This is a genomic window from Streptomyces sp. BK340 (assembly GCF_007827595.1).
Lineage (GTDB): Bacteria > Actinomycetota > Actinomycetes > Streptomycetales > Streptomycetaceae > Streptomyces.
In genome coordinates this window covers 1-12,458 of record NZ_VISR01000029.1, presented here as the reverse complement: position 1 = coordinate 12,458, position 12,458 = coordinate 1, and the positions used below count along the sequence as shown (strand labels likewise).

Sequence of the window (12,458 nt, the reverse complement as noted above, 5' to 3'; positions counted from 1 at the left end):
CGGCGACAATGTGCCGGTGCGGTACAGAATCCTGGGCGTCACCCAGGCGGAGGACGACCAGGGAACCCCCAAGACGGTCGGCGGCCCCCGCCTGCGCGCGCTGCTCGCCGCACTCGCGCTTCGCCCCGGGCGGGCCACCGCCCCGCAGACCCTGATCGGCGAGGTCTGGGCCGACGATCCGCCCGAGGACGCCCCGGCCGCCCTCCAGGCCCTGGTGGGCCGGCTCCGCAGGGCCCTCGGCAAGGACACCGTGGGCTCGGTGCCCGGCGGTTACCGCCTCGCCGCCACCGAGGACGACGTGGACCTCTTCGTCTTCGAGTCCCGGGTGCGCACGGCCACGTCGGCTCTGGACCGCGGCGACGCCGAGGCCGCGGCCCGCGACCTGGACGCGGCGCTCGCCCTGTGGCAGGGTCCCGCCCTCGCCGACCTCCCGGACCGCACCGCCGCCGCCCGCGCGGACGCGCTCCGCCTGGAGGCGCTCCGGGGCCGCGCCGAGACCCGCCTGCGCCTGGGCCGCGCCCAGGACGTCGTACCGGACCTGACGGAACTGACCGCCGCCCACCCGTACGACGAACCCCTGCACGCGCTCCTCATCCGCGCCCTGCGCGACACCGGCCGCACCGCCGACGCCCTCGCCGCGTACGAGTCCGCCCGGCGCACCCTCGCCGACACCCTCGGCACCGACCCCGGCCCGGAACTGCAGGCCCTGCACGCCTCGCTGCTGCGGCAGGAGCCGCCCGCGGCCGCCCCCGCCCGACCCCCGGGGCGGACGGGCAACCTCCGCCCCCGTCTGACGTCCTTCGTCGGCCGGGAACCCGAACTCGAAGCCATTCGTTCCGACTTGCACAGGGCCCGCCTGGTCACCCTCACCGGACCGGGCGGCTCGGGAAAGACCCGCCTCGCCGAGGAGGCCGCCGCGGGGCTGCCCCAGGCATGGCTGGTAGAGCTGGCCCCGCTCGACCGGCCCGAGGCGGTGCCCGGTGCCGTGGTCAGCGCCCTCGGTCTGCGCGAGACCGTGCTCCTGGCCAACGACCTGGCGACACCGCAGGACGACCCCACGGCCCTGCTGATCGAGTACTGCGCCCCGCGCAGCCAGCTCCTGATCCTCGACAACTGCGAACACGTCATCGGCGCTGCCGCCGCCCTCGCCGAGACCCTCCTCACCCACTGCCCCGGGCTCACGGTCCTCGCCACCAGCCGTGAACCGCTCGGCGTCCCCGGTGAGGCGGTGCGCCCGGTCGAACCCCTCGTCCCCGAGCAGGCCCACCGCCTCTTCGCGGAGCGCGCGCAGACCGTCCGCCCCGACGCCGACGCGGTGCTCCGCGACACCGAGGCCGTCGCGGAGATCTGCCGCCGCCTCGACGGGCTGCCGCTCGCCATCGAGCTGGCCGCGGCCCGGCTCAGGCTGCTGACCCCGCGCCAGATCGCCGACCGGCTGGACGACCGCTTCCGCCTGCTCACCTCCGGCAGCCGCACGGTCCTGCCCCGCCAGCAGACCCTGCGCGCGGTCGTCGACTGGTCCTGGGACCTCCTGGACGAGCGGGAACGGACGATGCTGCGCGAGGTGTCGGTGTTCGCCGGCGGCTGGGACCTCACCGCGGCCGAGGCCGTGTGCACCGGCCCGGCGGCGGAGCTGACCGGCGCCCTGGTGGACAAGTCCCTCGTCGTGGCCGCGCCGGACGGCCCGGACTCCTCCGGCACCATGCGGTACCGGATGCTGGAGACCATCCATGAGTACGCCACCGAGCGCGCCGCCGAGCTCCCCGAGCTGCGCGCGGCGGCCGAGCGGCGCCACCGCGCCTGGGCGCGCGCACTGGTCGAGCAGGCCGAGCCCCAGCTGCGCTCGGCGGCCCAGCTTCCCTGGATCGGCCGCCTGGAGAGCGAGCTCGACAACATCCGCGCGGCCCTGGACCGCACGCTGCGGGCCGGCGACGAGGCGGAGGCGGGCGCGATCGTCCTGGCGATCGGCTGGTTCTGGTGGCTGCGCAACTACCGCCAGGAGGCGATGGAGTGGGTGCGGCTGGTGCTGCGCCTGGGCGTCGCCCGCGACACCCTGCCCGAGGACGCGGATCGGGCCGGTCTCGTCGCGTCGGCGGAGTCGGCCGACCCGGTGGGCGCCTTCCTGGCCGCACCCGACGGCGAGGCGGGGCACCCGCTGCGGGAGCTGCGCATGGACCTGCGGATGCTCGACCTGTTCCTGACCTCCGAGTCGAGCACGGCGACCCTCGCGGCCGACCCTCGCGCCCCGGAGTACATCGCCCGGGTCCGGGCCGGCTTCGAGCACGGAGGTCCGCAGGCCGCCCGCCTGCCCGGCATCGTCTGGCCGTTGACCGCCTACTACCTGGGCGGCCCGGCCGACGTGGCACCCGACATGGCCGCCGCGGTCGCCAACTGCCGCAGATACGGCGGGGACTGGGAGATCGGCGTCTCCCTGATGTACCGCACCCACGTGGTCGTCGACTCGCCGGGCAACCTGCGGGGCGTGGACGAGGACCTGGCGGAGCTGCGGGCGCTCAGCCGGCGGGTCGGGGACCGCTGGATGCGGGCACAGGTGTGCAGCGCGGCCGGCGAGGCGGCCATGGCCCGCGGCAGGTTCAAGGAGGCCCGCGCCGAGTACGAGGAGGCGCTGCGGCTCGCCTACGAGGTCGGCGCCTACGCCGAGTCGCCGTTCCTCATGGCCCGGCTCGCCGAGATCGCCTACCGCTCGGGGGACCGCACGAGCGCCCTCGCCGCGCTGGACGGCGCCGCCACGGCCGCCGACGTGTACGGGGTGGCGGAGTCCCGGGCGTTCGTCCTGATGATGCGGGCCCACATCGCCGAGAACGACGGCGACCTGGCCCAGGCGCGAGAGCTCTACGACATGACCCGCGCGATCGCGTCGGGCGGCACCCCGCCACCGCAGTTCACGGCAGCCCTGAGCACCGTCGAGGCCATGATCACCGCCGGCGAGTCCGGTCCCGGGGCCGCGCTGCCGATCGTGGCGGACGCGCTGCGCGAGGCGGTGGAGCGGCGCTGCGCCGAGGCGATCACGGCGGGGCTGGTCGACGTCGGCGCCGTCCTGCTGGCCAGGCTCGGCGATCTGGCGGGCGCGGTCCGGCTGTTCGCGGCCGCCGAACACTGGCGGGCCGGCCACCCACGCCCCGAGCCGGAGCACACCCGCGCCGAGCAGATCGCCACCGCGGCCGGCCGGGCGCTGACCCCGGACCGCTACGCGGCCGAGCGGGCCCGGGGCGCCTCCTTCACCACGGAGGACGTTCTACGGGACCTGGCGCAACCGGCACCCACCCACGCCCCCGAGCCCCGCTAGGTCCTGTCGTCAAATTCCCGTCGTCGCCCGAAGGGCGGCCTCGCGGCGTCTGGTGCGTGCTCTCGGCGTGCCGGGCGGAAGTCCTCGTACTGGACGTACTTGGGCTTTCGCCCGGTGCGGCGAGAGTGCGTGCCAGGCGTCGTGGGGCAGACGGGAATTTGACGACAGGGCCTAGCGGCAGGTGAACCGGGACTCGGCCCAGTCCGCGAGCGCGCCCCGGTCGAGGACGTTGCTGTGCGGTTCCACGACGAGCCGTACGGTCCTGTGCCCGGTCAGACCGACATGGACGGGCACGGCCGCGTCCCGGCCCTTGACCATGCCGGACTGCCACAGCCGGACCCTGTCGGCGTAGACGGAGAAGGAGACCTTGCCGAGTCCGAGGGTCATGTCGTCCACACCGGCCAGGGCGTCGAAGGCCGTGCAGCGGCGGTTGAGGTCGATGGTGACGGAGGACTTGCCGTGCACGGTGACACCGCGCGCGTACTGCTTGCCGGCGATCGACATCCCGTACCGCTGCCACACCCAGCTGCTCTCGCGCAGCCGCATCTCGGGCCCGGTGCCGTCACCGTTCACGTCGTACCGCAGATCGCTCCACTCGTAGACGACCGGAGCCGGTGGCGGAGTGGGGGTGGGTGCGGGTGCGGGCGGCGGGGTCGGCCTGGGCCTCGGTTTCGGGGTGGGTGTGGGGGTCGGCTTCGCGCTGGGCGTGGATGTGGGAGCAGGCGTGGGCGCGGGAGCGGACGTCGGTGTGCGGCCCGGCTCGGGACCCAGCCCCACCGGCACCGGAGCGGGCTTCTTCCCGCTCGGCGTGGCGGAGGGCGTGGGTACGGAGGTCGCGGGTGCCGACGGCTGCGGCTGCGGCTGCCCGGCGGCGGGCGGGGTCTGCGCCGGCTTGGCCACCTCCTCGGCCGGGTGGCCGTCGTTCAGCAGTGCCATGGCCACCACGGCGACGGCCACCGCGACCACACCGGCCGCGATGCCGGCCTTCACCGGCGCCCCGAGCCCTTCGGCGGCGGCCGCGCCGCCACCCGCACCCGAGCCGCCGGACCCCCCGCCGGCGGCGGCCGCGCCGCCACCCGCACCGCTGGAGGACCCGCCGGCGGCCGCGGCACCCGCCGCACCCACCCCGGCACCGCCGGCGATGATCCCGAGCGCCTTCCCGTAGCCGGCGGCCCCGAACCAGCCGATGACCGCGACCGGCACCACCGCGGGGATCCCGCCCGCGACTTCCTCGATCTGCGCGGCCGCCAGCCGGCACCTGGCGCACTCGTCCAGGTGCTTGCGCAGCCCCCGTTCGGCACGGATGCGCAGCTTGCGGCGGGCGTAGGTGCCGAGCTGGTCGGCGTAGCGGGAGCACTCCTCGTCGCCGGCGAGCGAGGCGCTGACGTGAGCCTGCAGATAGGCCTGCTTCAGCCCCTCGCGGGCACGGCTCGCCAGCACCCGGGTGCCGTTGGCGTCCAGCCCGAACAGGAAGGCGACCTCGCTCGGCGACTCGTCCTCCACCTCGGTGTGCCACAGCACGGCCTGCCAGCGTTCGGGCAGCGAGCGGAAGGCCTGCATGGCCATGGACTGCTCGGCCTCGTGCAGGGCCCGCACGTCGGCACCGAGATCCAGGGCGTCGTCGTCGGACACCTCGGCCCTGCGCGAGGCCTGCTGCGCGAACACGGCGAAGTCGTCCACGAGCTGCTCGCGCCGCGCGGACCTGCTCCAGTGCGCGGCAACGCGCCGCACGGAGGTCAGCAGATAGGCCCGTACGGAGTGTTCGGGCCCCGAACCGCCGCGCACCGCCTGCAGCATCCGGGCGAAGACCTCGGCGGTGAGGTCGTCCGCGGTGTGCCCGTCACGGCAACAGGTACGGGCGTACCGGCGCACCGCATCCGCGTGCCGCCGGTACAGCTCCTCGTAGGCGGAGTCGTCCCCCGCCCGCATCCGCTCGATCAACTCGCCGTCGGCGGGCGGCATCTGCCGCGGCGCCAACCCACTTCCGCCCCGCTGAGCGGGCACGCTCCGTTGCGGGACCGTCCCGTCCCGTCCGCCCTGGCTCGGCACCTGCGGCGAGGTCAGCCCTCCGGACTCGGAGCGACCGTCATCGCGTGACCCGTCCCACCCGTCAACGCCCATCGCGCAAAGCCCCCGACACCGGCCCAGCCCAACCCGTCACCGGCTCAGGGTGCCACATCGTCCTTCGCTCAAGTACGGCCTGTACGCCCCATCCACTCATCCGAGCGCACTCGCGACCCGCAACAGAACACCACCCGGACGAGCCCCGCGCGCGACAAGCGATACGCAGCCCGCCACATGACGACCGGCCCCGGCGCTCACGCCCCACAGGGGCCACCCGCACCCGGCCGTGTCGGCTGCACGGGTGGTGCGGGTGGCAACGCGAACACGCCGGAGGCGAAGCCGAGACGGTCGCCGCAGAACCTACTCCGGCCGGGACCGGAGCCCCTCCAGCAGAATCTCCAGCAGCCGAGCCGAAGCCGCAGCCTGCTGCGCCGGATCCGGCAGCGAAGGCGCCGCCGTGGCGATCACCAGCAGCACGTCCGCCACGGACACGTCCGCCCGCAACTCCCCCGCGCCCCGAGCCCGCTCCACCAACTGCCCCACGACCTCGAGCAGCGCACCGGCTCCACCGTCGTCCGAGCCCGACTCCGACACCAGCCGCAGCTCACCCGCACCCGGCTGAGACCGCTGCTGAGGCACCCGGGCCTCCTCGGCCGGCCCGGCAGAACCGACGGACCCGGCGTCGCCCTCCTCCGTGACCCCGACCCGCAGCACGTGCGGCGGCAGCAACCGCCCCGCCCCGGACGCCACGGACGTCCGCAGGAACCGCGACAGCGCCGACCACGGCTCGTCCTCCTGCCCGAGCGCGGTCCGCGCCTGCTCGGTCAGCCGCGCGGTCTCCTCCTCGGCTATCCGCCGGACCAGCACGTCCTTGCTCGGAAAGCGCCGGTACACCGTGCCGACACCGACCCGAGCCCGCCGTGCCACGTCCTCCATCGGCGCGCCGTACCCCAGCTCGCCGAACACCTCACGCGCCGCACGCAGCACGTGCTCCAGATTGCGCTGTGCGTCCACCCGCAGCGGTGTCGTACGCATCCCGTCCGCGCGCCCGTTCCCCGCCGCCGCGCTCACCGCCGGTCCGCCCGAAGCGAGAGCGGCTGCCGACGACCAATGAGTGTCCTGAACATGCATGTGTTTCCCCCGGTTAATGACGTCTCCCCCCGGAGACTCTCCCCGCCACTGAATACCGGAGTGTGCGGAACTGGCATCGGTCACGACCGGACCCGCTCATCGCGGACCCGCTCGACCACATTCCCTACACCCCGTCGACACACGAACATAGTTGAGTGAGGGTCAATTCAGAAGGGGCAGGTTCCGCACGGAGCGCCCCCCGATCGGAGTACGGGGCATCTATGTCCCGATTCCTCGCCTTCGCCCCCTCCCTCCCGCCCCCGCTGACCTGCCCGCTTTCGCCCCACCCCGACGGCGCGCCCAGCCCCGCGCACACCCGCTCGCCGGTCACACAAATTGCCGGGGCTGTGGACAAACAACAGCGCCGGGTGCGTCATGGGATGGTGAAGGAACGTGCGCGCATTCTGGTTGTCGGCGGCGGCTACGTCGGGATGTACACGGCCCTGCGTCTGCAGCGGAGGTTGAAGCAGGAGCTCAGGCGGGGCGAGGTCGACATCACTGTCGTCACCCCCGACCCCTACATGACGTACCAGCCGTTCCTCCCCGAAGCAGCCGCGGGTTCGATCTCCCCTCGTCATGTCGTCGTACCGCTGCGCCGCCTCCTGGACCGGTGTCACGTCGTCATCGGCGAGGTGACGTCCATCGACCACGCGGTGCGCGCCGCCGCCGTCACCACGCTCGCCACCGCCGAGGAGGGCAGGACCGCCGAACTCCTCGGCTACGACGAACTGGTCCTCGCCCCCGGCGCGGTCTCCCGCACGCTGCCCATCCCCGGCCTCGCGGAGTACGGCATCGGCTTCAAGACCGTCGAAGAGGCCATCGGCCTGCGCAACCACGTCATCGAGCAGATGGACATCGCCTCCTCCACCCGCGACCCCGCGATCCGCGACGCCGCCCTCACCTTCGTCTTCGTCGGCGGCGGCTACGCCGGGGTCGAGGCACTCGGCGAACTCGAGGACATGGCCCGCTACACCGCGCGCTACTACCACAACCTCCGTCCCGAGGACATGAAGTGGATCCTCGTGGAGGCTTCCGGCCGCATCCTCCCCGAGGTCGGCGAGGAGATGGGCCGCTACACGGTCACCGAGCTGCGCCGCCGCAACATCCAGGTCCTGCTCGACACCCGCCTGGACTCGTGCGCGGACCGCGTCGCCGTCCTCAGCGACGGCCAGCGCTTCCCGACCCGTACGGTCGTGTGGACCGCCGGCGTCAAACCGCATCCGCTGCTCGCCGCCACCGACCTGCCGCTCGACGGCCGCGGCCGCCTCAAGTGCACCGCCGAACTGGCCGTCGACGGCGCCCCGCACGCCTGGGCCGCGGGCGACGCCGCAGCCGTCCCCGACGTCACCGCCGCCGAACCCGGCACCGAGACCGCCCCCAACGCCCAGCACGCGGTCCGCCAGGCCAGGGTCCTCGGCGACAACATCGTCCACGCGCTGCGCGGCGAGCCCCTGGAGACGTACGCGCACAAGTACGTCGGCTCCGTCGCCTCCCTCGGCCTGCACAAGGGCGTCGCCCAGGTCTACGGGCGCAAGCTGAAGGGCTACCCTGCCTGGTTCATGCACCGCGTGTACCACCTCAGCAGGGTGCCCACCTTCAACCGAAAGGCCCGCGTGCTGGCGGAATGGACCCTGGCCGGGCTCTTCAAACGGGAGATCGTCTCGCTCGGCTCGCTCGAACATCCCCGTGCGGAGTTCGAACTCGCGGCCGGTGGAAAGCCTCCTCACAGCCCCTCGGACAACCCGAAGGGGTCGTCCTGACCGGACTCAGGAACTACCCGGCCCGCCCCGGCGTCTGACGGATATCGCCGCGGACGGCCACCTGCCAGACTGCCCCACGTCCTCGGACGGGCACCCGCCCGCCCTCAGCACCCACGAGGCTTTCCCCACTGTGAACTTCACGCGCTGGAGCGCCCGGCTCCCCGGAACGCAGCGCCGCGCCGCAGCGCGGACCGAGACCGCGGTCTCCCCGGACCGGCGGGGGGAAGGCTCCGTGCCCGCGGCCCGGGCCGAACAACCGGCCGACGGGGCACCGCCCGTACCCGCCGTCGACGAACTGCCCGCGCGCGCCGTCCTCGACCGCGTCCCGGCCCTCGTCGCCCTCCTCCACGGCCCCGACCACCGGATCGCCTACGTCAACGACGCCTACACGGCGGCCTTCGGCGTACGACCGCTCGGCGAACCCGCCCGAGAGGCCCTCCCGGAACTGGCCGAACTCGGTCTGCTGCCGCTCCTCGACCAGGTACTGCGCAGCGGAAAGCCCCGCACGCTCAAGTCCCGCAAGGCCCTCGACGGCCGTTCCTACACGTTCACCTGCACCCCGGTCTCCGAGACCGGCGGGGACGGCGCCGTACTCGTCTTCGCCACCGACGTCACCGACCACGCGGAGGCCGCGGAGCGCCTGCGCGCCAGCGAGCGCCGGCAGCGCGAGACGGCCGTGACCCTGCAACGCTCCCTCCTCCCCCAGGAGCTGGAGCAGCCCGACGACCTGCGCATCGCCGCCACCTACCAGCCCGGCGGCACGGAGGCCGCGGTCGGCGGCGACTGGTACGACGTGATCACCCTCGGCGGCGGCCGCACCGCCCTGGTGATCGGCGACGTCATGGGCCGAGGCGTCCGCGCGGCAGCCGTGATGGGCCAGCTGCGCACCGCCGTCCGCGCCTACGCCCGCCTCGACCTCCCGCCGCACGAGGTCCTGCAACTCCTCGACGGCCTCGCCACCGAGATCGACGCCAACCAGATCGCCACGTGCGTCTACGCCATCCACGACCCGAACGAGGGCCGCCTGGTGTACTCCTCCGCCGGCCATCTGCCCATCCTGGTCCGCGACGAGAACGGCACGGTCCTGCGCGCCGACGAACCCACCGGACCGCCCCTCGGCACCGGCGGCTGGATGCACGCCTCGGGCTCGATCCCGCTGGGCCCCGGTTCCACGGCGGTCCTCTACACGGACGGCCTGGTCGAGCGCCGGGACGAGGACCTGGACGAGGGGATCGCCTCCCTGGAGCGCGCCCTGTCCGGCGCGACCGGCACCCCCCAGGTCGTCTGCGACCGTCTGGTCCGCTCGGCCGGTGTCACCGCCGACCACGACGACGACGTAGCCGTCCTCGTCCTCCAGCACCCCGCCCGTACGGGCCCGGAGGGCGATCTCTTCCGCAACGCGGCTCTGGAACTCCTCGGCGGTGTGGAGGCGGCTCCCCGCGCCCGCGCGTTCGCCTCCGGTGTCCTGACGAGCTGGCGCTTCCCGGCCGACCTGCACGACCTGGGCGTCCTGGCGACGAGCGAGCTGGTCGCCAACAGCCTCCAGCACGGCACGCCACCCATGCGGCTCCGCCTGCGCCGCACCGACCGCCGCCTGATCATCGAGGTCACGGACGGCGACGACCACCTCCCCCGCCGCCGCCGGGCAGAACCGGGCGACGAGTCGGGAAGAGGCATCGCCATCGTCGCCACCATCGCCTCCAACTGGGGTTCGAGAAGGACACCGGGCGGAGGGAAGGCGGTGTGGTGCGAGTTCCTTTTGCCGAGGGGCTAGGCGCCGTGGGGCTGCGGTCCGCCGCCGGCTGACGGTGCGTGGGGGCTGGTCGCGCAGTCATCCGCCACCTCCAGGGGCGGCGGGTGACTCTATGCCTCCGCGGCGACCGGCTCCGCGGCTCCACCACGGGCCACCACACGGCTGGTCCTCGCCGCGGCCCACGGCTGATCCTGGGCAACGGTGAGCCGGCGTCCCAGTCGCAGCGCCAGCAGGGTGATGCCGAGGGAGAACAGCAGGAACGTCACGACGTACGGGCCGTGCAGGGACGCTCCGAGCGGACCGCCCACCGCCGGCCCCACGGCCAGCGCCAGCTGCTTGACCAGGGCAAACGCCGAGTTGTACTGGCCGGCCATCCCCTCCGGCGCCAGATCGGCGACCAGCGGGGCGACCGTCGGCGACAGCATCGCCTCACCCAGCCCGAACAACGCGTACGTCGACACGAACGCAGCGGTCGCCATCTCCTGGCTCCCGTGCCCCAGCCCTGCGTACCCCGCCGCGAGCCACGCCACGGCCCAGATGAGCCCCACACCGGCGATCACCCGGGACCGCCGACGCCGCTCCACGAACTTCAGCACGGCGAACTGCGCGACCACGATCATCATCGTGTTCGCAGCCAGCGCCGTACCGAGCGCGGAGGTGGATATCCCCGCAGCCTCCACGCCGTACGCGCTCAGACCCGACTCGAACTGTCCGTAGCAGGCGAAGAACAGCACGAAACCCAGCACGCACAGCTGCACCATCGCCCGGTTCCCGAGCAGCTGCTTCCAGCCGCCCTTCCCGGACGCGGACGGCGCGTCGGCGATCCGCGGCGAGTGCGGCATCCGCACCGTCGCCATCACAGCGACCAGCAGCAGGAACATCGCCGCCTCGATCGCGAACAGCAGAGTGAAGGAGGAGACCCGGGTCGTGTCGACGAGGTGACCGCCGATGAGGCCACCGACGCCGAGCCCGAGGTTCTGCAGGAAGAACTGCATCGCGAACGCCCGCGAGCGCGTCTCCGCCGTCGAGCAGTCCACGATCATCGTCGCCAGCGCCGGCTGCATCACGGCCTGCCCCGCCCCGAGCGCCGCAGCCGACAGCAGTACGGCGGTGGCGTTGCCCGCGAGTCCGAGGCTCAGCGCACCCAGCGCGGCGGTGACCAGGGCTGCGAGCAGGACCGGCAGCGGGCCGCGCCGCACGATCGCCCTGCCGGCGAACGGCAGCACGATCAGCGCGGCCACGGCGAAGACGGCGAGCACGAGTCCCGCCGTCATGGCCCCGAGGCCCCGCACCTGCGCCACATAGACGTACAGGTAGGGGACCGTGAAGCCGAGCCCGAATGCGCTGAGTGCGTTGCCCACGTGGATCCGGCGCATCGCTGCGCCCATCGCCCTGGTCACGTTCACCTCTCTCACTAGTTAGGAGTGAAGACTTCAAAGCTAAAGTGCGAAGCTAAAGAGTACACATCGAAGGACTTCAAGGCAAAGTGGCCCCGTGCGATACTGCGGCCATGGCCGAGACCCCCGGCGTCACGGAGCCGACGCTCGAAGAACAGATCGCCGCGTACCAGCGCGAGTTCCAGGACCTCGACCCCCAGGTCGAGAAGATCGTGTCGGCACTGTCCCGGCTGAACCGGCGGATGAACGTCGCCTACGGCCGCCAGACCGCCGCTCTCGGCATCGGCAACGCCGACTGGGAGGTCCTCAAGGCGCTGGTCCTCTCCGGCGCCCCGTACCGGATGGGCCCCAGCGACCTCGCCAAGCGACTCGGCCTCACGCCGGCCGCCATGACCCACCGGATCGACCGCATGGTCACCGAGGGGCTGGTCACCCGGGAGCGCGACGAGTCCAACCGGGTCCGGGTCATCATCGAGCTGACCCCCGAGGGCCGGGAGAAGTGGCTGGAGGCGATGCGCCTCGCGACCGTCTTCGAGGAGGACCTGCTCCAGGACCTCACCCCCGCGGAGCGCACCGTCCTCGGCGAGGTCCTGACCACGCTGCTCCGCCGGGTGGAGCACGCCCAGCCGGACGCCGGCGGCCGCCTCAGCGACCTGGACTGAGGTCCCTGAAAAGATCTTGACAGGGGTGGTTGACACGCCCCTGCGCGCTCCGTAAAGTTCTCCGGGTTGCCGCAGAGCCGTAACGGTTCTTCGACAGCACCTCCGCCGCCTCGAGCGGCACCTCACACCACCAGCACGATCTCCCGATGGGATTGTTTTCGGCGTGCCCGAATTCAATTCGAATAGGGACTCGGCGGCCCGATTGGGAATCGCCGGGCGGATCCGCTAAGGTTTGAGACGTCGGAACGGCCCAACAGCCGCGAAGACAAACCCCGCTGACTGGGGGTCAGACGCCGAAAGGATCTGATAGAGTCGGAACCGCCGGAAAGGGAAACGCGAGAGCGAGAACCTGGAAAGCACCGAGGAAATCGGATCGAGAAAAGA

General features: G+C 73.0%; 7 protein-coding genes. 4 read left to right on the top strand and 3 right to left on the bottom strand.

Annotated elements, in window-relative coordinates; translation table 11 throughout:
* Positions 1-16: 16 nt before the first annotated feature.
* Positions 17-3,307: a BTAD domain-containing putative transcriptional regulator gene (locus FB157_RS37015; RefSeq protein WP_145885112.1), complete on the top strand. Its 3,291-nt coding sequence runs from the start codon at positions 17-19 to the stop codon at positions 3,305-3,307.
* Positions 3,308-3,478: 171 nt separating this feature from the next.
* Here FB157_RS37015 and FB157_RS37005 read toward each other — a convergent pair whose 3' ends face one another.
* A complete protein-coding gene (locus tag FB157_RS37005) occupies positions 3,479-5,428 on the bottom strand; it encodes a sigma-70 family RNA polymerase sigma factor (RefSeq protein ID WP_145885111.1) in 1,950 nt (649 codons plus the stop codon).
* Positions 5,429-5,731: 303 nt separating this feature from the next.
* The gene (locus FB157_RS37000) at positions 5,732-6,502 is read right to left on the bottom strand and encodes a TetR/AcrR family transcriptional regulator (protein WP_145885110.1); all 771 of its coding nucleotides are present in this window, start codon (positions 6,500-6,502) and stop codon (positions 5,732-5,734) included.
* A gap of 380 nt (positions 6,503-6,882) precedes the next feature.
* On the opposite strand from FB157_RS37000, the gene FB157_RS36995 reads away from it, so the two are divergent.
* Together FB157_RS36995 and FB157_RS36990 are read left to right on the top strand one after the other, a co-directional pair.
* Positions 6,883-8,262, top strand: a complete 1,380-nt coding sequence (locus FB157_RS36995; RefSeq protein ID WP_145885109.1) for an NAD(P)/FAD-dependent oxidoreductase — start codon at positions 6,883-6,885, stop codon at positions 8,260-8,262.
* A 130-nt stretch (positions 8,263-8,392) separates the two neighbouring features.
* A complete protein-coding gene (locus FB157_RS36990) occupies positions 8,393-10,036 on the top strand; it encodes a SpoIIE family protein phosphatase (protein ID WP_145885108.1) in 1,644 nt (547 codons plus the stop codon).
* Between the two features lie 89 nt (positions 10,037-10,125).
* On the opposite strand, the gene FB157_RS36985 is transcribed toward FB157_RS36990, so the two are convergent.
* A complete protein-coding gene (locus tag FB157_RS36985) occupies positions 10,126-11,415 on the bottom strand; it encodes an MFS transporter (RefSeq protein WP_261386774.1) in 1,290 nt (429 codons plus the stop codon).
* A 110-nt stretch (positions 11,416-11,525) separates the two neighbouring features.
* On the opposite strand from FB157_RS36985, the gene FB157_RS36980 reads away from it, so the two are divergent.
* Positions 11,526-12,074 (top strand): MarR family winged helix-turn-helix transcriptional regulator, encoded by a 549-nt coding sequence (locus tag FB157_RS36980; protein WP_145885106.1) that lies wholly within the window; start codon positions 11,526-11,528, stop codon positions 12,072-12,074.
* Positions 12,075-12,458 lie beyond the last annotated feature (384 nt).